Genomic DNA, 18,991 nt, shown 5'->3' on the forward strand with positions numbered 1-18,991 from the left:
AAAAGCCGCTCCCTGGAGCGGCTTTTTGCTGTCTGGCTCGCGGCCCGGCTTGGCTTAGCCGGTCACGCTCTCGCGCGCCGCCCTCTTGCGCGCGGCGCCCGCCGCACCCGTGGCCGCGTGCGCTTTCCCGCTTCTGGCGCGCTTCGCGCCCTCGACGCTCTGCAGATCGCGCATGAAGTTATCGCGCCACACCGACACGTTGTTCTCGCGCAGCTGCGCCATCATGTCGCGATAGCGCCCCTGGCGCTCGGCGAGCGGCATGTCGAGCGCCCGCGCGAGCGCTTCGGCCATGCCGTCGATATCGACCGGATTGACGATCAGCGCGCCGTCGAGCTCCTGCGCCGCGCCCGCGAAGCGCGACAGCACCAGCACGCCGGGATTCTCCGGATCCTGCGCCGACACGTATTCCTTCGCAACGAGGTTCATGCCGTCGCGCAACGGCGTCACATAGCCGACGTGCGCGGTACGGAACAGCGCCGCCAGCACCGAGCGCTCGTACTGCTTGTGGATGTATAGGATCGGCGTCCAGTCCAGCTCGGCGAAACGTCCGTTGATCCGTCCCGACTCGCCTTCGAGCTGCAGCCGGATGTCTTGATACGCGTGCAGGTCGGCGCGCGTCGGCGGGGCGATCTGCAGGAACGACACTTGGTTGCGCTGCGCGGCCGTATGCTCGAGCAGGCGCTCGAACGCGCGGAATCGCTCGACCAGCCCCTTCGAATAATCGAGCCGGTCGACACTCATGATCAGCTTGCGCGAATGCAGCGTCGCCTTCATCGTGCGCACCGGCTTGCCGCGTTCGCCCGCCTTCGCGAGCTCGGCGATCTCGTCCGGATAGACGCCGATCGGATACGCAGAGGCGCGCAACGTGCGACCGAACGCATGCACACTCAGCGGTCCTTTCGCCGACGCGTCGATCGAGCCGCCCGCCTCGTTGATCACGTAGTCGCAGAACGCGCGCAGATCGGGACCGGTCTGGAAGCCGAGCAGGTCGAACGAACACAGCGCCTCGACGAGCTCGCGATGCGGCGGCACCGTCAGCAGCACCTGCGCGGCCGGAAACGGAATGTGCAGAAAAAAACCGATGCGGTTCTTCACGCCAGCCGAGCGCAGCGCCTGAGCGAACGGAATCAGGTGATAGTCGTGCACCCAGATCACGTCGTCCTCGCGCAGGAGCGGCACGAGTTGCTGCGCGAGCCACGCGTTGACGCGGCAGTAGCCTTCGAAGTCGTGCCGGTCGTAATGCAGCAGGTCGGATCGATAGTGGAACGCGGGCCACAGCGTCGCGTTCGAGAAACCACGGTAGTACTGGTCGTAATCGCGGCGCATCAGCGGGACGGTCGCGAAGGTCACCGGACCGCGCTCCTCGAGCTTGATCTGCGGCTGGCCGGAGCTCAGCACGTCGCCGCTCCAGCCGAACCACATGCCGCCGGTCTCCTTCAGCGCGTCGTACACGCCGACCGCCAGACCGCCCGCCGCCGGACCGCCCTCCGAAATAGGCGCCACCCGGTTCGAAACAATGATCAGTCGGCTCATGAAGCGCGATTCCCGATGCAGTATGTTGTTTTCGTTGAACGGGGCCGTCGGCGTCATGCGCCGCGCGCCGCCGCGACGATGGTTTCGAGCCAGTCGAGCAGTGACGACACCGATTCGACGCGCGTGTGCGCCATCGTTTCGCCCGCGCCGACCTTGATCGACAGACCGCCGCGCTCGTTGACGACCGCGAAGCCCTTCTCGTCGGTCAGATCGTCGCCGGCGAATATCGGCGTGCGGCCGGTGAACGGCAGCTCGTCGAGGAACGCGCGCGTCGCGCGGCCCTTGTCGACGTCCTTCGGCTTGATCTCGTAGACCATCTTGCCGGGCTGCAGCACGTAAGAAGCGGGGTAATCGGCGACGAGCCGCTCGGTCGCCTCGCGCGCGACCGGCTCGCGGTCCGGCGCGTTCCGGTAGTGCAGCGCGAGCGCCGCGCCCTTGATCTCGAGCAGCATGCCCGGATGTTCGTTGACGACCTGCGCGAGCACCTGCTCCATGCGCAACAGGCGCTCGTCGTGAAAGCCGATGCGCTGCGTGTCGCCATTCGCATCGCGCCGCTCGGCGCCGTGCAGACCCGCGACCGGCAGATCGGGCATGCCGAGAAAACTGTCGATGCTGTCGATGCCGCGCCCCGACACCACCGCGACCGCGCCATTCGTCAGACTGCGCAGTTCGCGCAGCAGGTCGATCACGCGCGGCTGCACCAGCACGCCCTCCGGTGTGGGGGCGAGTTCGACGAGCGTGCCATCGAAGTCGAAGAAAAATGCCGTCTCGCTCGGAGACAGAACAGCCGGAAGTGCTTGCATCGCCTAGGTTCGCCTTTCAGCCATCTATGGCCGGAAAAGTGTGCGCATCTTACCGCGCATCCGTCAATTTTTCGAGAAAGTAAGCTGGGACTCAAGCCCGATGGGCGATCGATCCATCCGCTTCTGTCGATTGCGTTCAAAAGCGCAACGATCGGGCTTCAACCGGCTTTCAGCAAGCTGCGTCAAATTGACCCGCAAATCGTGCGCCCGGCGCGCTGCGCGACGCTGGCGCCAATTTTGCGCTACAGTCGCTGCCACGCGGACCGTCGGCGTGATGGACATCGTTGCACGCTCTTGCTCAATCGCGTGTCGCGCGCGAATCTTGCGCGGCATGATCGGGCGACGGTGCGGCCCCCTGCTCCATCGATTCGTGTTGCCTGCTCTTCAATCGAGTCATTGAACCCTGCTTTGTTCCCGATCCTGCCACCCCAGCGCCCGCGGCCGAACCTGTCCCGCTCACGACCCAAGCGACTCACGCACCGCTTGATGCACGGGTTGGCACGCCGGTTTGCGGCGGCAACTGCGCTGGGCATGCTGGTCGCGCTCGCCGCGCTGACCGGTTGCACACAGCGCGCCGAGCCGTGGCAGTTGACCAACGTGACCGGCCACCTGCCGGATCTGGACTTCACCTTGACCGACGACACCGGCCGTCCCGTCAACGCCGCGTCGTTCAGGGGCCGCACGTCGCTGGTTTACTTCGGCTACACGCATTGCCCGGACGTCTGTCCCGAAACGATGGGCCGTCTGATGCAGGTGCTCGGCAAGCTCGGTCCCGATGCGCAGAAAGTGCGCATTCTGTTCATCACCGTCGATCCCGCGCGCGACACGCCGCGGGCCTTGCACGACTATGTCGGCGCGTTCGACGCACAGCACGCCGAAGGGCTGAGCGGCACCGACTGGCAGATCGAGTCGCTGGCCAAGCGCTATCGTGTCGCTTATCAGATGGAAAAGCGCGACTCGAACGGCAACTACGAGGTCACGCACAGCTCCGCCGTCTATGTGTTCGACAGCCGGGGCCGCGCGCGCCTGCTCGCCACCGATCACGACACGCCCGATGCGATCGCGCAGGACCTGCGCCGCATCATCGATGACCAATCCTGATTCTTCTTTGATCCCACTCCATTCCATCATGACGATCAAGCTCAAACCAATCGCCTCCCTCGCCTGCGCGCTCGCGCTGTCACTCGGCGCCGCGTCGGCCGCGCAAGCGGCCGATGCTCATGCGATCAGCATCAAGGACGCGTGGGTGCGCTGGCTGCCGAACAACCTGCCCGCGGCCGGCTATGCGACGCTCGTCAACGCGAGCGACAAGCCGATCGACCTCGTCGATGTATCGAGCGACGACTACGGCGATGCGATGCTGCATCAAACCGTATCGAACGGTTCGACGCAGAAGATGGTGATGGTCGACAAGCTGTCGGTGCCCGCGCATGGCCAGGTCGCGATCGCGCCGGGCGGCTATCACGTGATGCTCGAGGACGCGAAGCAGAAGGTCGCGCCGGGCGACACCGTGCGTCTGACGCTGAAGTTCTCCGACGGCGAAACAGTGAGCGCGCCGTTCGCGGTCAAGTCGCCGGGCCAGACCAGGTAAGCGGCACGACGAGCCGCCGCCACCGCACGCGCCATCGCCATGAACCTGCTCTACTGGCTCGATCCCTGGGAGTTTTCGCCGACCGTCGTGATCGCGTTGCTGATCCCCGCGATCCTGTTCGTGCGCGGCGCACGCAAGGCGCGGCTGTCGTTCGCGCGGCGTCTGTCATTCTGGTTCGGGCTGCTCGCGCTGTATGTCGTGCTGCATACGCGGCTCGATTATTTCTTCGAGCATGAATTCTTCATGCATCGCTTGCAGCATCTGGTGCTGCATCATCTCGGGCCGTTCTTCATTGCGCTGTCGTATCCGGGCGCGGCGTTGCGCGCGGGAATTCCGTTGCGCTGGCGACAGCGCTTCGTGCGGCCCGCGCTGCAAACACCGCTCGTGCGCACGGCGCTCGACGTCGTCATGCACCCGGTCGTCGCGGTCACGCTATTCGTCGGGCTGATCTATTTCTGGCTGCTGTCGCCGATCCATTTCGTCGCGATGCTCGACTGGCGGCTCTATCGCGTCATGAACTGGAGCATGGCGATCGACGGCCTGCTGTTCTGGTGGCTCGTACTCGATCCGCGTCCGGCGCCGCCCGCGCGTCTGTCTCCGGGCAAACGCGTGCTCGTCGTGATCGCGGCGATTCCGCCGCAGATCGTTCTCGGCGCATTCATCTTTTTTACGACGCACGAGCTGTATCCGATCTACTCGATCTGCGGCCGCGCGTTCACGTGGCTGAGCCCGATGCGCGATCAGCAGATCGGCGGGCTCCTGCTATGGATTCCGGGTTCGATGATGAGCGTGGTCGGCGCGCTGATCGCGCTGCGTCACTGGATGCGGCTGTCGTCTCGCGGACGCCTGCGCGCCGAGCGGCATGCAAAAGCGGCGCGCGGGCTCACGCATGCGGCGTCGACGACCACGAACGTGCCCCGCTGACCCGTTCGCGTTCACAGCGCGCGCATCCACACATGCGGGATGCCGTCTTCGTCGTGAATTTCCGAGATCGGCATGAAGCCGAACGCACCGTAAAAACCTTGCAGATGCGCCTGCGCGTGCAGACGGATCGGCGTATCGGGCCACTGCGCACGGATTTGCGCGAGCGAGCGTTCGAGCATCGCATTGCCGAGACCGATGCCGCGAAACGGCGCGGTCGTCAACACCCGGCCGATGCGCACATCGGCATCCGCCGCATCGGGCAACAACACGCGCAGATAGCCGGCCAACGGCGGCAGCGCCGCACCGCCGCCGGTGCCATACGCAAGCAGATGCCAGGCTTCGACGTCGAGCCCATCGATATCGCCATACACGCAGTTCTGTTCGACGACGAACACCGCGCTGCGGGCGGCCAGCATCTCATAGACTTCGACGCTCGTGAGGTTCCCGAACGGCTTCCAGCGCCATTCGAGCTGGGCGAGCCGCGCGGCGGCGGTGTGTTGCGGTTCAGTCATCGGTAGCTTTCAGGGTCAATGCGCGACAGCGCGGGCAACGATCCGCAATTATGCCGCGCGCCTCGTCATCGAGCATGCGCAGGCCTGGCATCCGGGCGGTCGACACGGCTGTCTTCAGTCGCGAAAGCCGCGCACGCGTTCAGAGCACCGCTTGCACGGGTCGCGCGAGACAGTCGGGGAGATTGCCGGGGCCGCATAGATGCAGCGCGCCGACGACCACCAGCGTGCGCTCGCGAACGTCCAGCAACTCGCTCAGCCGCGCGGCCCACGCGCGATTGCGCACGTCGAGAATCGCCTGACGGATGCCGGCCAGATTGAACATCGGCGCTTCGACGGCGATTTGCTGTATCGCGTGCAGATCGCCCTCCAGCCACGCCGCGTGCATCCGCTCGAGCGTGCGCTGCGGTTCGCCGCGGTCGGCCATCAGCATGTCGAGCGCCGCGGCAATGGCTTCGAGCGGAATCGATTCGAGCGCGACTGCGACGTCCCGCGCGAACTCGAGATAGCGATACGGCTTCGCCTGCGCGAGCGCCGAGCGCAACATGCGCGGCTCGACACCCTCGCCGACCTGCTGCAGCAGCGTCGGCGCGACGATCAGCGCGGCCCACGGACGCAGTGTTTCAAGCGGCGCGAGCAGGCGATCGGTCGGCCACAGCGCCTGCAGTTGCCTCCAGGCGACGCCGTCCGAACTCTTCACGAATAGCGCGTTGGGCCTGATCACGAACACGGTCAACGGGCAATCGCTGTATAGCCCGCAGGCAAACTGGCAAGCAGGCGCTGCCTACATCAAGGTGGTGCGGCAAATGGTCGGAGACGAGTTGTACACTTACGACTGCATCTCACCGGCTACGACAGGCAGTAGTCCGACGCCCTGCTCGTCACGTTGCAAGGCGTTCGCGCATGGGTGGCCAACAGCGTGCTCGGGGGTAGCACGACCGACTATCGCGTGTATTACCAGAACAACGGCGGCATCTACGCGGGTTACATGATCAGGAGCGGCACAACGATGCAGATAGCACCGCTCGGAGGCGGTACGCCGCAAGAGCACTACTGCTTCCTGAACCCCGCTGCCGTGCAGTCAATCAAATCCGCGCTCAATTTCTGATCGATTCGGAGGAACGTCTGCGGCACGCAGTCGGATCGACCGCTCCGCTCACCTTGATGACGACGATCGACAAGGCTGGCGAAGAGAGGAACAGAAAAAGAAAAGCCCCGACACGTCGGGGCTTTCGCTTTACATCAAAGACTGGAGGCGCGAGCCGGAGTCGAACCGGCCTAAACGGCTTTGCAGGCCGCTGCATAACCGCTTTGCTATCGCGCCACAAGCGGACTGGAACCTGGACACGGGTTCGCAGATTTATCTGGTGATAACCAGAAGAACCGAAGCTCTGGAAGTTCAGAACGAGCGGCCTTCCAAACAAAAAGGGAAGCGCTGCTTCCCCTGATGTATGGAGCTCGGGAGACGAGGCTCGAACTCGCGACCTCAACCTTGGCAAGGTTGCGCTCTACCAACTGAGCTACTCCCGCATTGAACTGCTTCACCGCGCTGCCTTTTTTACTTCGCCAAACAACGCGATGCTTCGAATACTGGAGCGGGAAACGAGGCTCGAACTCGCGACCTCAACCTTGGCAAGGTTGCGCTCTACCAACTGAGCTATTCCCGCGTTGTGCTGCATTTACTGCGTCTCCGGTGTTTCGCGTTGCGCGCATCGGAGAAACGAGATTATGGAGAATCGACTGAAACGTGTCAACCCCTTTGCCCGTCTGTGTTAAAGAAAATATTTCTCTCTATTCACACCGTCACGCAATGCCGCCGCGCTCGCGAATCTGCGGCCACGCGAGCTTCATGTAGTACAGCATCGACCAGATCGTCAGGAACGCAGCCAGATAGATCAGCCACAGGCCCCACACGCGCGTGTCGACCGTCACGCCGCCACCGAGCGGCAGCGGGCCATAGAACAGCAGCATCGGAATCGCGACCATCTGGCAAGCGGTCTTGAACTTGCCGAGCGAGTTCACCGCGACGCTCTTCGACGCACCGATCTGCGCCATCCATTCGCGTAGCGCCGAGATCGCGATTTCACGTCCGACGATCACGAGCGCGATCGCGGAATCGATCCGCGTGAGTTGGACGAGCACGAGCAGCGCCGCGGTCACCATCAGCTTGTCGGCGACCGGATCGAGAAACGCGCCGAATGCCGAGGTCTGATTCCATTTGCGGGCCAGAAAGCCGTCGAACCAGTCGGTGAGCGCCGCCAGGATGAAGATCGTCGCGGCCGCGAGATTGCGGTGCGCGAGGCTCATCATCATGTCGGGCAAATAGAACACACCGACGACGAGCGGAATCAGCACGATCCGCAGCCAGGTCAGGAATATCGGGAAATTAAACGGCATGGGGCAGGCGCAGCGTCTGACGAGTGAGTTGCAATTGTGCCGTGTCACAGGGTCTGCCACAAGCAAGCGCGCCCAGGCATGGCCGCGCGGGGGCGGCAAGCGAGCCGCCCCCGGCGCGTCGTTCGCAGCCAGCGCATCCGCAGCGCGACGCCGCGGGTCCGACGAACCGTCGTTCCGATCACGGCCCGGCGTGGCCCGCCAATTCAATGCAGTTGCCGGTAGATCTGCTCGGCGAGCGCCTGCGAAATGCCTTCGACGCTCGCGAGATCCTCTACGCTCGCGGCCACCACGCCGCGCAAGCCGCCAAAGCGCGCCAGCAGGCGCTGACGCCGCTTCGCCCCTACGCCTTCGAGTTCTTCGAGCCGCGAGGTCTGGCGCGTCTTGCCGCGTTTGGCGCGCATGCCGGTGATCGCGAAACGATGCGCTTCGTCGCGGATCTGCGCGACCAGCATCAGCGCGGCGCTTTCCTTGCCGAGTTCGAGCGGCGTGCGGCCGTCCGCGAAAATCAGCGTCTCGAGACCGACCTTGCGCCCCTCGCCCTTCGCGACGCCGACGAGCATGCCAGTATCGAGCCCCAACTCCGTGAACACCTGCCGCGCGATCTCCACCTGCCCCTTGCCGCCGTCGATCAGCACGATGGTCGGCAGCACGCCGCCGGCCGCGGCCGGCTCGGCGGCATCGGCGGCGAGCGCGGGATCGGCGGCGAGCGCGGGATCGGCGGCGAGCGCGGGATCGGCGGCCGCGTCACTTTGCGATTCGGCGGCTTCGTCGCTCGCATTCGCGGCGGCCTGCGCGACCATCTTTTCGTAGCGGCGCGTGAGCACCTGGCGCATCGCCGCGTAATCGTCACCGGGCGTGATGCCGGCGATGTTGTAGCGGCGATACTCGGACGACTGCATCTTGTGGTGGTGAAAGACGACGCAGGACGCCTGCGTCGCCTCGCCCATCGTGTGACTGATGTCGAAGCATTCGATGCGCAGATGCGCGAGGTCGTCGCACTCCATGCCGAGCGCGTCGGTCAACGCGCGCGTGCGCGCCTGCTGCGAGCCCTGCTCGGAGAGCAGGCGCGCGAGCGCGAGCCGCGCGTTCTGCTCGGCCATCGCGAGCCACGCGCGCCGCTGTCCTTGCGGTTGACGCAGTACGGTCACCTTGTGGCCCGCCTGCTCGATCAGCACGTCGACGAGTTCGCGCGCCGGCGCGTGGCTGACCACCAGCACCGGCGGCACGCGATTGCCGAGGTAATGCTGCGCGATGAACGCTTCGAGCACTTCGGATTCGATGCCGCCTGGCGCGCGGCCGTTGCGGCGCTTCGCCGCGGGGCCGGACTCTGCGTTCCCGTCGGTGCCTTCGTCCGCGCCTTCGTCGCTGACGGCGTCCGGGGTCGCTTCGGCAGCCTCGTCGATCGCGTCTTCTTCAATACCATCGGCGTCCTCGTCTTCCGACGGCATGTCCTGAGCGATCGCGAGCGCATCGGCCGAGGCGCTCGCCGCCGCGGCCGATGGCGCGACCGCTCGCGCATCCGCCGATGCATCGTCCTGATCGCCGTCTTCTTCGAGCCCGCCTTCCTCCGCCGTCAACGCGCTCTCCACGTGCGTGGGAAAGTACGCCTTGTCGCCGAGATGTCGTCCGCCGCGCACCATCGCGAGATTCACGCACACGCGGCCGCCCAGCGCGACTACCGCGAGAATGTCGACGTCGCTGTCGCTGCCGACTTCGATTGCCTGCTGATGCAGCACCGTCGACAGCGAACTCATCTGGTTGCGCACCGCCGCGGCCTGCTCGAACTTCAGCTCGCTCGCGAACGCATGCATCTTCTGCTCGAGCTCCTTCATCACCTCGCCCTGACGGCCGAGCAGAAAGCGCGACGCGTTGGCGACGTCGCGCGCGTAATCCTCCTCGCTGATGTTCGCGACGCACGGCGCCGTGCAACGGCCGATCTGATGCAGCAGACACGGCCGCGTGCGGTTGTTGAACACCGAGTCTTCGCAGGTGCGCAGCTGGAACACGCGCTGCAGGATCTGGATGCTCTCGCGCACCGCCCACGCGCTCGGGAACGGGCCGAAGTACTGGTTCTTGCGATCGACCGAGCCGCGGTAATAGGCCATGCGCGGAAACTTGTGGCCGGTCAGCTTCAGATAGGGATACGACTTGTCGTCGCGAAACAGGATGTTGTAACGCGGCGTGAGCGCCTTGATCAGGTTGTTTTCGAGCAGCAGCGCCTCGGCCTCGGAACGCGTGACCGTGGTCTCGATGCGCGCGATGCGCGTGACCATCATCGCGATACGCGGCGACAGCTGTGTCTTCGTGAAGTAGCTCGATACGCGCTTCTTCAGATCGCGCGCCTTGCCGACGTAGAGCACCGCGCCACTCGTGTCGTAATAGCGGTAGACGCCGGGCAGATGCGGCAGTTGGGCGAGCACTGTTTTCGGCTCGAAGGTGTCGGGGGCGTCGCTGGCTTCGGGTTCGGTCATGCGGGATCGATTGGGGTGGGACTGTCTCGCGCTGCCTCGCCGCTTGCACCGATTGCACCGGTTGCACTGATTGCACCGATTGCGCCGCCGGGTGCCCGGCATCGTGCGCCGGGCGTCATGTCGCGCGTCGCCGATGCGGCCCGCATGGCGGACAAAGGGCGCGCGCGATCGCGAGCGAGGCTTTAGAATCGCCAGTTTAGAACATTCCGCATTCGTTCGAACCGCTCCGTTCGCCGGAGTCACCGAGCCAGCCGAGCCGCCATGTCCTCCGTCGCGCCCGATTCCGGATCACCCGCCGCCCCTGCCAACCCGATCGCCTGCGATATCTTCTGCGCGGTGATCGACAACTTCGGCGACATCGGCGTGTGCTGGCGCCTTGCGCGCCAACTCGCGCGCGAGCACGGCTGGCAGGTGCGCGTGTTCGTCGACGATCTGCATGCGTTCAGGAGGCTGTGCCCGTCGCTCGAGCTGGAGCGTGCGCGGCAGACGCTCGACGGCATCGTCGTCGAGCATTGGCACGAGCCGTCCCATGCTGGCGATGCGCTCGAAATCGCCGACGTCGTGATCGAGGCGTTCGCCTGCGAACTGCCGCCCGTCTATATCGCCGCGATGGCAGAGCGAGCGAGCGCGCCGCTCTGGTTCAACCTCGAATATCTGAGCGCCGAGGACTGGATCGCCGATTTTCATCTGCGGCCATCGCCGCATCCGCGCTACGCACTCAGCAAGACCTTCTTTTTCCCCGGACTCGGCCCCGGCACCGGAGGTGTCCTGAAGGAGCGCGATCTCGACGCGACGCGCGCCGCGTTCGAAGCGTCGCCCGCCGCGCGCACCGACTGGTGGCGCAACATCACGGGCCACGCGCCGCCGCCCGCCGACGCGACGGTCGTGTCGCTGTTCGCCTACGAAAACCCGGCCGTCGACAGCCTGCTCGAACAATGGCGCGACAACGCAAGCCCGATCGTGCTGCTGGTGCCCGAAGGACGCATTTCCGGCGCGCTGGCGCGCTTTTTCGGCCTACCGTCGTTTGCAGCAGGCACCCATGCGACGCTCGGCAACCTCAGCGCGCACGCGCTCGCGTTCACCGAACAGCCTGGCTACGACGCACTGCTCTGGGCGAGCGACGTCAATTTCGTCCGCGGCGAGGACTCGTTCGTGCGCGCGCAGTGGGCCGCCAAGCCGTTCGTCTGGCACATCTACCCGCAGGCCGACGACGCCCATCTGCCAAAGCTCGACGCCGCACTTGCGCACTACACCCGCACGCTCCCAGCTGACGCGCGCGCCGCGCTCGAGCGCTTCTGGCACGCGTGGAACGGCGCTGGTCAGCCGGACTGGGCGGAATTCCAGCGCCACTATCCGGCCCTGAAACGGCGCGCCGCCGGCTGGGCGGTCGAACTCGCGCAAGTCGGCGATCTCGCCGGAAATCTGACCTCGTTCGCAAAAACTCAGTTAAAATAAGCGGTTATCCAACGGCCGACGACGCAAGCGCGGCCCGATTAGACCAACTACCCCATGGTAAGCCCGTCTGACCGGTCCCCTCGAAAAACAGAGCACGCGTCCCCAATCTTCCGGTCGGGCACGCGAATGTCAAAAAAGGGACGTATGTTTGGGCGTGTTGCAGATCGGCGCCCCTCGTGTACACGCCCGAACAGGGTAAAAATCAGGTAACGGACAGGTGGAACGCCGAGGCATCACGCTCCCGGGTTTTCGCCGCGAGCCGATCCCGTTTCACGCATCCGGGCTGCGCGGCCGCTTCACGCGGCGCGCGGCAGGCGGTGGGCGAAACGCCGAAGCCGCTTGCGCCGTATGCCGTTGAGCAACAGTTAAGCTATTTATCTCGTACAGGACAGTTTTATGAAGACCGCACAGGAACTCCGCACCGGCAACGTCGTGATGATCGGCGCAGACGCAATGGTCGTGCAAAAGGCCGAATACAACAAATCGGGCCGTAACTCCGCCGTCGTCAAGATGAAGTTCAAGAACCTGCTGACCGGCGCAGGCATGGAATCCGTGTACAAGGCGGACGACAAGTTCGACGTCGTCGTGCTCGAGCGCAAGGAAGTGACGTACTCGTACTTCGCCGACCCGATGTACGTGTTCATGGACGCCGACTACAACCAGTACGAAGTCGAAGCCGAAATGATGGGCGACGCGATGCACTACCTCGAAGACGGCATGGCTTGCGAAGTCGTGTTCTACAACGAGAAGGCGATCTCGGTCGAACTGCCGACCACGCTGGTTCGCGAAATCATCTACACGGAACCGGCCGTCAAGGGCGATACGTCGTCGGGCAAGGTGCTGAAGAACGCCAAGCTGAACACCGGCTTCGAACTGCAAGTGCCGCTCTTCTGCAACATCGGCGACAAGATCGAAATCGACACGCGTACGCACGAATACCGCAGCCGCGCCTAAGCGCCCGCCTGCGTCACCCCGCCAGCGCCGGCGCCCTGCCGGCCTGCACAAAAAGCGCTCAATTTTTGGGCGCTTTTTCTTTTCTGTCGCGCCGTGTATGGTTTAGGAAAACTTTACCGGCAAATTTCTCAAAATTACCATCGCGACATCCGGATTTCGCGTTGGGCGCGCGGCAAGCCCTTGATCGATTTCATCCACGCTCTTTGGCACGATCTCTGCTAGGTGGAGAGAGTTACGCGAGTATCGCTCATTTTCCACTGCTGGGAGAGGCACCATGAACAACGACATCGCTGAAGGTAAATGGAGACAGATGATCGGCAAGGCGAAGACCGCATGGGGCGAACTGACGGACGACGAGTTGACCAAGGCCGAAGGCCGGGCCGACAAGCTCGCTGGTCTGATTCAGGAACGCTATGGCAAAACCCGTGAACAGGCGGAACTCGAAGTGCGCCGGTTTTTCGATAGCAACCGGGATTTCTGACAGGACCAGTGAAGGAACTACAGGCGCCGGCCCGCGCGACTCAAGGCGCAGTGCCGGCGGCTGTCGTTTTTTCACCGCCCAAGGACCGTTGGTTTAGCCCTGTCATCGAGCCCTCAGAGCCCGGAGTGCGCGCCATCAGCGTTGGCGGCGCGCCGGGCATTCGACCCATTCATAAAATTGCGCTCGCCATGCCACACGCCCTGATTGTTGAAGACGATCCCAATAGCCTGTCCGGCCTGTCGGCAATCCTCGCCGCCGACGGCTTTTCAGTCGACACCGCGACCACGCTCGCCGAGGCCCGCGGCGCATTGACGCGCTTCATCCCCGACGTCGTGCTCGTCGACCTGAATCTGCCGGACGGCAGCGGCCTCGATCTGTTGCAGCATCTGCCCGCGCATCCGCCGGGCGGCGCGCTTCCGGTGATCGTGATGACCGGCAATGCGACCGTCGAGAGTGCGATCGAGGGCTTGCGGCACGGTATCTGGGACTATCTGCTGAAGCCGGTCAACATTCCGCGCCTGCGCAGCCTGCTCGCGCGCATTCCGCGGCCTTATGAGCTGACCGAGGAGGTCCAGGCGCTGCGCGCGGCGCTGCGTCAGCTTGGGCGCTTCGGCTCGATGCTCGGTCGCAGCGGCGCCATTCAGCACGTGTACGACACGATCGAGCGTCTCGCGCCGACAGAAGCCGCGGTGCTGATCTCCGGCGAGGCTGGCACCGGCAAGCAGATCGCCGCGCGCACGCTGCACGACATGAGCCGCCGCCGCAAAGGCCCGTTCGTCACGTTCGATTGCCGCGGCGCGACCGCGGGCGGGCTCAATCGCTCGCTCGACAGCATGCTGCTCGGTCACGAACGCGGAGCGTTCGGCGGCGCCGAGCAGCGCGAGCCGGGCCTCTTCGAACAGGCGAGCGGCGGCACGTTGTTCATCAACGAAATCACCGAGCTGCCGCGCACGCAGCAGGAAGCGCTGTTGCGCGCGCTCGATTCGCAGACCTTCATGCGCGTGGGCGGTACCAGCCAGATCGTGACCGACTTCCGGCTCATCGCGTCGACGCGCAAGTCGCCGCGCGCGGCGGTCGCGGACGGCTCGCTGCATCAGGACCTCTCGCTGCGCCTCGAAGCCGCCGCGGTCATGCTGCCACCGCTGCGCGAGCGTGGTGAAGATCCGCTGCTGATTGCGCAGGCAGCCGTCGACGAACTGAATGTGGAAGCGACCGCGCGCGGTACGGCCGAGGTCGCGAAGCAGGCGGCGCCGAATTTCCTGCGCGAATGCCTCACGTACGACTGGCCGGGCAACGTGCGCGAACTGCAGGAGCGCGTGCGGCGCGCTTATCAGGCATCGGGCGACGTGATCGAGTCGTTGCGCGCCGACGAAGCCAGCACGGCGAACGGCCGCGATCTGAACGGCAGTCGCGTGCAGGTGACCGTCGGTACGCCCCTCGCGGACGTCGAAGAAATGCTGATCCGCGCGACGCTCGACGCGGTCGGCGGCACGCGGCATCGAGCGGCGTCGTTACTCGGAATCAGCCCGAAGACGCTGTACAACAAGTTGCAGCGCATGCGCTTGAACTGAGCGATCGGATCGCGCGTGCTGCGGTTGTCAAGCAGAGCTCGACGGCGGCTCGCACCGTTCGAAGCTGATAAAAAATGGCGCCTTGAATTGCTTCAAGGCGCCATTTCCTTTTATGCAAACGTACTGCGCAGCAGCCTCTGCGCTTCGGCGTACCGTGGCTCGGCCATCAGCTTGCTCCACGTGAGCGCTTTACCGCGCGGCCGCATGCGCTTCATCCGCCGCTGCGATTCCCTCGACGGCGTGACGCGCAGCGCGTCGAGCACCTTCTCCGCTTCGTCCGGCTGGTTGCAGATCAGCACCATGTCGCAGCCGGCCTCCAGGGCCGCTTGCGCACCTTCGGTCAGCGTGCCGCCCTGGCGCGCGGCTTCCATCGACAGATCGTCGCTGAAGATCGCGCCTTCGAAGCCAAGCTTGCCGCGCAGGATGTCCTGCAACCAGATGCGCGAGAAGCCGGCCGGCTTCGCATCGACCCGCGGATAGACGACGTGCGCGGGCAGCACCGCGCCAAGCGACAGACCGAGCCAGTCGTACGGCGCGACGTCGTTGCCGAGGATTTCCTCGATCGGGCGTTCGTCGACGGGCATTGCGACGTGCGAATCTGCCTGCGCGAATCCGTGCCCTGGAAAATGCTTGCCGCAATTGCTCATGCCGGCGAGCGCGAGGCCGTGGTTCAAACTCTTCGCGAGCAGCGCGACCACGCGCGCATCGCGATGGAACGCGCGATCGCCGATCACCTGCGAGTGTCCATAGTCGAGGTCGAGCACCGGCGTGAAGCTCATGTCGATACCGCACGCGCGCAGTTCCGCGGCGAGGATATAGCCGACCGCGGTCGTCACCTTGGTCGCGTGCAGCACGTCCTGGTCCCACAGCGCGCCGAGCTTACCCATCGACGGCAGCACCGTGAAGCCGTCGGTGCGAAAGCGCTGCACGCGGCCGCCTTCGTGATCGACGGCGATCAGCAGATCCGGGCGAATCGCGCGGATGGCAGCGGTCAGCCCGACCAGTTGCGCGCGGCTCTCGTAGTGGCGCGCGAACAGGATCACGCCGCCGGTCATCGGGTGAGCGAGACGCCTTTTGTCATCGCGGTTCAGCGTTTTGCCGACCACGTCGAGCATCACCGGTCCGGGTGTGGTTTTCATCGAATTCCGCGGGAAAACTGTGAGACAACACAAACGCGACCGCCAGCGGCCGCTCTCAACCTTTTCATTCTGTGGCGGAACGGGCGGACGAAGCCCGCGACGCCGACGCCGCCAACGAGCCTTCCGTATCGCCCGGCCGCTGCGTCTCCGCGATCACGAACGACACCGCGTAGTCGCGCTCGTCGCTGATCGTCACGCGCGCCGTGATGCCGCGCGCGTCGAGCCAGTCGGCCAGCTCGCCAGAGGCGACCACCATCGGCTCGCCGCTCGGCCGGTTCAGCGTTTGCAGCGCGCGCCAGCTCATCGGCCAGTGCATGCCGAGGCCGATCGCCTTCGAGAACGCCTCTTTCGCCGAGAAGCGCGTCGCGAGAAACGCGAGACCGCGCGCCGCCGAACGGGCGTGGCGCGCGTGGTACACGCGTAGTTCGTCGGGACCGAGCACCTTCTCCGCGAAACGGCCATTGGTGCGAGTCATCACCGCTGCTACGCGCGCTGACCTGAACGATGTCGGTGCCGATTCCGTAGATTGCCATGCGTGCGTCCGTCGCCAGGTTGCGTTACGCGCGCGCGCCGAGACGCGCGGCGACCATGATCGCCTTCATCTCGCGCACCGCGTTGTCCCAGCCCGCGAAGATCGCATGCGCGACGATCGCATGGCCGATGTTGAGTTCGACGATGCCGTCGATCGCCGCGATCTGCTGCACGTTCGTGTAGTGCAGGCCGTGGCCCGCGTTCACTTTGAGGCCGAGCGTCGCGCCGAATTCGACTGCTCGCACGATGCGCTCGTATTCGCGCTGCTGTTCCGCGGGATCATGAGCTTCCGCGTAACGGCCTGTGTGCAGCTCGATCACCGGCGCGCCGGCTTCGTGCGCGGCGCGAATCTGCGTCTCCTCGGGGTCGATGAAGAGCGACACGCGCGAGTTCGCGTCCGCCAGTTGCTTGCACGCGGCGCGCACCGCCTCGAACTGTCCGGCGACGTCAAGACCGCCTTCGGTCGTCAGCTCCTCGCGCTTTTCCGGCACGAGGCAGACGTCGTGCGGTTGCACTTCGCACGCGATGTCGAGCATTTCCGGCGTGACCGCGCATTCGAGATTCATGCGAGTTTTCAGCAGCGGACGCAGCTTGTGTACGTCGGCGTCGACGATATGCCGGCGGTCTTCGCGTAGATGCAGCGTGATCGCATCGGCGCCGGCTTCTTCGGCCATCAGCGCGGCGCGGATCGGATCGGGATAGGACGTGCCACGCGCGTTGCGCAGCGTGGCGACGTGGTCGATGTTCACGCCGAGGTCGATCGCGGTCGGCGAAGTCAGGAAGAAGCTCATAGGTTCTGCAGGTCGATCAGGATCTGGCGGGTAGCAAGCGGCGCGCCGCCGAGATAGGTGTTGAGCAGGAAGCGCATCAGCGTTTTGCTTTGCGCGACGGTCTGCGCTCGATGGTAATCGTCCTTTTCCATATCGAGCAAGGTTTGTCCCGACACTACCGGCCACTGCGCGGGCCATTCGTCCGATGCCTCGCGTACCCCGCGCTCGGGATCGAACACGTAGCGGCCGTCGGCGAGCACCGCTTTGCGTGCGACCGTGCGGTCGAGCGCCATCGCGTAACCGGTCTCGCGTAGCAGCACGCGTTCGAACGAGCGCAGCACCTGCACCGGCGGCTCATCGTGCGCGAGCCGCGTCAGCGTGACGACGTAGTGATGGAACAACTGAGGATGCGGGTCCTCGCGCGCGCAGAAGCGCACCAGCAGTTCGTTGACGTAGAAACCGCACAGCAGCGCGTCGCCGGTCAGCGGCAGCATGCCGCCGACCCATTCGGCGCCGGTCAGCGTGCGCATTTCGGACTTGCCCGACCACGCGAGCGACAGCGGCTGGAACGTTTGCAGCACGCCCCGCAGCGCGGAGTGCGGGCGCTTCGCGCCCTTTGCGACCAGCGCGAGACGGCCGTGATCGCGCGACAGCACGTCGATGATCAGGCTGGTCTCGCGATACGGATAGCTATGCAGCACGAACGCGGGCTGCTCGGTGATCCGATATTCGGATGTGGAGGTGCGCGGCGCGCGGCGTGCCGGCGTTTTGCGTGGCTCGCCATCGTCGGCGGGTGCGCTTTTCGCGCTTTTTGGGCTTTTTGCGTCGGCCGACGATTTCCTCGCGCTACGCGCGGGCTGAGACGGTTCGTGCTCCGGCTGATCCGAAGCCTCGTCTGAATTGAGCGTCATCCACGCGTCATTCGTACCCATACGCACGAAGCCCGGCTTCATTGTCGGCCCAGCCGCTCTTCACCTTGACGAAGGTTTCGAGGTACACCGGCCCGTCGAACAGCTTTGCCATGTCGAGGCGAGCCTCGGTGCTGATCTGCTTCAGCTTCGCGCCCTTCTGGCCGATGATCATCGCCTTGTGCATGTCGCGATCGACGAGGATCGTCGCGAAGATACGGCGCAGCCGCCCTTCGGTTTCGAACTTCTCGATCAGCACGGTGCTCGTGTACGGCAGCTCGTCGCCGGTCCAGCGGAAGACTTTCTCGCGCAGGATTTCGGCGGCAAGAAAGCGCTCGCTGCGATCGGTCAGGTCGTCCTCGCCGTAGATCGGCTCGCCTTCCGGCAGGAACGGCTTGACGGTGGCCATCAGACGTTTGATGTCGTCGGAATTTTTCGCCGACAGCGGCACGATCTCGTTGAACTCGCGCAGCGTGCTCATCTGCTGCATGAACGGGAACAGCGAGTCTTTATCCGACACGCGATCGAGCTTGTTCGCGATCAGCAGCGTCGGGACCTTCGCCGGGATCAGATCGAGTACCTTCTGGTCGTCAGGGCCGAAGCGGCCTGCTTCGATGACGAACAGGATCGCGTCGACCGAGGTCAGCGTCGACGTAACGGCGCGATTCAGCGAGCGGTTCAGGGCGCCGCTGTGTTTGGTCTGAAAACCGGGCGTGTCGACGAAGATGTACTGGGCGTCTTCGAGCGTATTGATGCCGGTAATGCGATGGCGCGTGGTCTGCGCCTTGCGCGACGTGATGCTGACTTTCTGGCCGACCAGCGCGTTCATCAGCGTGGACTTGCCGACATTCGGGCGGCCGACGATCGCGACCATGCCGCAGCGAAAACCAGTGGGAGTGGGAGCGTTCATATTCGGACTACGGCAGGTTCAGTTCGGCGCGCGCGACGCGCACG

Annotated in this window: 19 protein-coding genes, 3 tRNA genes and 1 pseudogene; 8 read left to right on the forward strand and 15 right to left on the reverse strand. The window is 64.9% G+C overall.

What is annotated here, in order from left to right:
• Positions 1-54: 54 nt before the first annotated feature.
• The 3 genes from otsA to OKW40_RS10860 form a co-directional block, all read right to left on the reverse strand.
• Positions 55-1,533: an alpha,alpha-trehalose-phosphate synthase (UDP-forming) gene (otsA, locus tag OKW40_RS10850; protein WP_429489679.1), complete on the reverse strand. Its 1,479-nt coding sequence runs from the start codon at positions 1,531-1,533 to the stop codon at positions 55-57.
• 53 nt (positions 1,534-1,586) lie between these two features.
• Positions 1,587-2,336, reverse strand: coding sequence for a trehalose-phosphatase (gene otsB, locus OKW40_RS10855; protein ID WP_429355898.1), 750 nt, complete (start codon positions 2,334-2,336; stop codon positions 1,587-1,589).
• Positions 2,337-2,399: 63 nt separating this feature from the next.
• Entirely contained in the window at positions 2,400-2,618 is a 219-nt protein-coding gene (locus OKW40_RS10860; RefSeq protein ID WP_429355899.1) for a hypothetical protein, read from the reverse strand.
• Positions 2,619-2,822: 204 nt separating this feature from the next.
• Between OKW40_RS10860 and OKW40_RS10865 the strand changes: the two genes are divergently transcribed.
• From OKW40_RS10865 to OKW40_RS10875, 3 genes are read left to right on the forward strand one after another with little or no spacing between them, the layout of a single operon-like run.
• Positions 2,823-3,437, forward strand: coding sequence for an SCO family protein (locus OKW40_RS10865; RefSeq protein ID WP_429489681.1), 615 nt, complete (start codon positions 2,823-2,825; stop codon positions 3,435-3,437).
• Between the two features lie 28 nt (positions 3,438-3,465).
• Positions 3,466-3,927, forward strand: coding sequence for a copper chaperone PCu(A)C (locus tag OKW40_RS10870; protein ID WP_429355901.1), 462 nt, complete (start codon positions 3,466-3,468; stop codon positions 3,925-3,927).
• 39 nt (positions 3,928-3,966) lie between these two features.
• Positions 3,967-4,851: a cytochrome c oxidase assembly protein gene (locus OKW40_RS10875; RefSeq protein ID WP_429355902.1), complete on the forward strand. Its 885-nt coding sequence runs from the start codon at positions 3,967-3,969 to the stop codon at positions 4,849-4,851.
• Positions 4,852-4,862: 11 nt separating this feature from the next.
• Here OKW40_RS10875 and OKW40_RS10880 read toward each other — a convergent pair whose 3' ends face one another.
• Both OKW40_RS10880 and OKW40_RS10885 read right to left on the reverse strand, forming a co-directional pair.
• Positions 4,863-5,363 (reverse strand): GNAT family N-acetyltransferase, encoded by a 501-nt coding sequence (locus OKW40_RS10880; RefSeq protein ID WP_429489683.1) that lies wholly within the window; start codon positions 5,361-5,363, stop codon positions 4,863-4,865.
• 139 nt (positions 5,364-5,502) lie between these two features.
• Positions 5,503-6,096, reverse strand: a complete 594-nt coding sequence (locus tag OKW40_RS10885; RefSeq protein WP_429489684.1) for a TraB/GumN family protein — start codon at positions 6,094-6,096, stop codon at positions 5,503-5,505.
• Positions 6,097-6,267: 171 nt separating this feature from the next.
• Here OKW40_RS10885 and OKW40_RS10890 point away from each other — a divergent pair, with 171 nt between their 5' ends.
• A complete protein-coding gene (locus OKW40_RS10890) occupies positions 6,268-6,468 on the forward strand; it encodes a hypothetical protein (protein WP_184061424.1) in 201 nt (66 codons plus the stop codon).
• Positions 6,469-6,610: 142 nt separating this feature from the next.
• On the opposite strand, the gene OKW40_RS10895 is transcribed toward OKW40_RS10890, so the two are convergent.
• The 5 genes from OKW40_RS10895 to uvrC all read right to left on the reverse strand — a co-directional run bounded on the left by OKW40_RS10895 (position 6,611) and on the right by uvrC (position 10,228).
• A tRNA-Cys gene (locus OKW40_RS10895) sits at positions 6,611-6,684 on the reverse strand.
• Between the two features lie 128 nt (positions 6,685-6,812).
• A tRNA-Gly gene (locus OKW40_RS10900) sits at positions 6,813-6,890 on the reverse strand.
• A gap of 61 nt (positions 6,891-6,951) precedes the next feature.
• Positions 6,952-7,027, reverse strand: a tRNA-Gly gene (locus tag OKW40_RS10905).
• Positions 7,028-7,163: 136 nt separating this feature from the next.
• A complete protein-coding gene (pgsA, locus tag OKW40_RS10910; RefSeq protein WP_184061423.1) occupies positions 7,164-7,757 on the reverse strand; it encodes a CDP-diacylglycerol--glycerol-3-phosphate 3-phosphatidyltransferase in 594 nt (197 codons plus the stop codon).
• Between the two features lie 203 nt (positions 7,758-7,960).
• Complete coding sequence (uvrC, locus tag OKW40_RS10915) at positions 7,961-10,228, reverse strand: excinuclease ABC subunit UvrC (RefSeq protein ID WP_429489686.1); 2,268 nt, start codon at positions 10,226-10,228, stop codon at positions 7,961-7,963.
• A gap of 261 nt (positions 10,229-10,489) precedes the next feature.
• On the opposite strand from uvrC, the gene earP reads away from it, so the two are divergent.
• The 4 genes from earP (at position 10,490) to OKW40_RS10935 (ending at position 14,689) form a co-directional block, all read left to right on the forward strand.
• A complete protein-coding gene (gene earP / locus OKW40_RS10920) occupies positions 10,490-11,683 on the forward strand; it encodes an elongation factor P maturation arginine rhamnosyltransferase EarP (RefSeq protein WP_429489689.1) in 1,194 nt (397 codons plus the stop codon).
• A gap of 396 nt (positions 11,684-12,079) precedes the next feature.
• Positions 12,080-12,637, forward strand: coding sequence for an elongation factor P (gene efp / locus OKW40_RS10925; protein WP_094783325.1), 558 nt, complete (start codon positions 12,080-12,082; stop codon positions 12,635-12,637).
• A 274-nt stretch (positions 12,638-12,911) separates the two neighbouring features.
• Positions 12,912-13,118 (forward strand): CsbD family protein, encoded by a 207-nt coding sequence (locus tag OKW40_RS10930; protein ID WP_090801149.1) that lies wholly within the window; start codon positions 12,912-12,914, stop codon positions 13,116-13,118.
• 188 nt (positions 13,119-13,306) lie between these two features.
• The gene (locus OKW40_RS10935; RefSeq protein WP_184061420.1) at positions 13,307-14,689 is read left to right on the forward strand and encodes a sigma-54-dependent transcriptional regulator; all 1,383 of its coding nucleotides are present in this window, start codon (positions 13,307-13,309) and stop codon (positions 14,687-14,689) included.
• Between the two features lie 110 nt (positions 14,690-14,799).
• On the opposite strand, the gene nagZ is transcribed toward OKW40_RS10935, so the two are convergent.
• From nagZ to era, 5 genes and pseudogenes are all read right to left on the reverse strand, one after another.
• Positions 14,800-15,828, reverse strand: coding sequence for a beta-N-acetylhexosaminidase (gene nagZ, locus OKW40_RS10940; protein WP_429489692.1), 1,029 nt, complete (start codon positions 15,826-15,828; stop codon positions 14,800-14,802).
• A gap of 64 nt (positions 15,829-15,892) precedes the next feature.
• Positions 15,893-16,361: pseudogene (gene acpS / locus OKW40_RS10945) on the reverse strand (holo-ACP synthase).
• 24 nt (positions 16,362-16,385) lie between these two features.
• A complete protein-coding gene (pdxJ, locus tag OKW40_RS10950) occupies positions 16,386-17,150 on the reverse strand; it encodes a pyridoxine 5'-phosphate synthase (RefSeq protein ID WP_429335072.1) in 765 nt (254 codons plus the stop codon).
• Entirely contained in the window at positions 17,147-18,061 is a 915-nt protein-coding gene (recO, locus tag OKW40_RS10955) for a DNA repair protein RecO (protein ID WP_429489694.1), read from the reverse strand. The genes pdxJ and recO overlap by 4 nt, the downstream gene beginning before the upstream one ends.
• Entirely contained in the window at positions 18,048-18,947 is a 900-nt protein-coding gene (gene era, locus OKW40_RS10960) for a GTPase Era (protein ID WP_026225953.1), read from the reverse strand. Before era ends, recO begins: the two co-directional genes overlap by 14 nt.
• Positions 18,948-18,991: the final 44 nt, after the last annotated feature.

Origin of the sequence: Paraburkholderia sp. RAU6.4a, from assembly GCF_050435625.1 — a bacterium.
GTDB lineage: Bacteria > Pseudomonadota > Gammaproteobacteria > Burkholderiales > Burkholderiaceae > Paraburkholderia > Paraburkholderia tuberum.

Excerpts from the sequence above, each read along its gene's own strand:
- uvrC (WP_429489686.1), bottom strand. The coding sequence starts at position 10,228 with ATGACCGAACCCGAAGCCAGCGACGCCCCCGACACCTTCGAGCCGAAA.
- otsA (WP_429489679.1), bottom strand. The coding sequence starts at position 1,533 with ATGAGCCGACTGATCATTGTTTCGAACCGGGTGGCGCCTATTTCGGAG.
- OKW40_RS10880 (WP_429489683.1), bottom strand. The coding sequence starts at position 5,363 with ATGACTGAACCGCAACACACCGCCGCCGCGCGGCTCGCCCAGCTCGAA.
- OKW40_RS10860 (WP_429355899.1), bottom strand. The coding sequence starts at position 2,618 with ATGTCCATCACGCCGACGGTCCGCGTGGCAGCGACTGTAGCGCAAAAT.
- otsB (WP_429355898.1), bottom strand. The coding sequence starts at position 2,336 with ATGCAAGCACTTCCGGCTGTTCTGTCTCCGAGCGAGACGGCATTTTTC.
- era (WP_026225953.1), bottom strand. The coding sequence starts at position 18,947 with ATGAACGCTCCCACTCCCACTGGTTTTCGCTGCGGCATGGTCGCGATC.
- OKW40_RS10865 (WP_429489681.1), top strand. The coding sequence starts at position 2,823 with ATGCACGGGTTGGCACGCCGGTTTGCGGCGGCAACTGCGCTGGGCATG.
- efp (WP_094783325.1), top strand. The coding sequence starts at position 12,080 with ATGAAGACCGCACAGGAACTCCGCACCGGCAACGTCGTGATGATCGGC.
- nagZ (WP_429489692.1), bottom strand. The coding sequence starts at position 15,828 with ATGAAAACCACACCCGGACCGGTGATGCTCGACGTGGTCGGCAAAACG.
- pgsA (WP_184061423.1), bottom strand. The coding sequence starts at position 7,757 with ATGCCGTTTAATTTCCCGATATTCCTGACCTGGCTGCGGATCGTGCTG.
- OKW40_RS10930 (WP_090801149.1), top strand. The coding sequence starts at position 12,912 with ATGAACAACGACATCGCTGAAGGTAAATGGAGACAGATGATCGGCAAG.
- OKW40_RS10870 (WP_429355901.1), top strand. The coding sequence starts at position 3,466 with ATGACGATCAAGCTCAAACCAATCGCCTCCCTCGCCTGCGCGCTCGCG.
- OKW40_RS10935 (WP_184061420.1), top strand. The coding sequence starts at position 13,307 with ATGCCACACGCCCTGATTGTTGAAGACGATCCCAATAGCCTGTCCGGC.
- OKW40_RS10875 (WP_429355902.1), top strand. The coding sequence starts at position 3,967 with ATGAACCTGCTCTACTGGCTCGATCCCTGGGAGTTTTCGCCGACCGTC.
- pdxJ (WP_429335072.1), bottom strand. The coding sequence starts at position 17,150 with ATGAGCTTCTTCCTGACTTCGCCGACCGCGATCGACCTCGGCGTGAAC.
- recO (WP_429489694.1), bottom strand. The coding sequence starts at position 18,061 with ATGGGTACGAATGACGCGTGGATGACGCTCAATTCAGACGAGGCTTCG.
- earP (WP_429489689.1), top strand. The coding sequence starts at position 10,490 with ATGTCCTCCGTCGCGCCCGATTCCGGATCACCCGCCGCCCCTGCCAAC.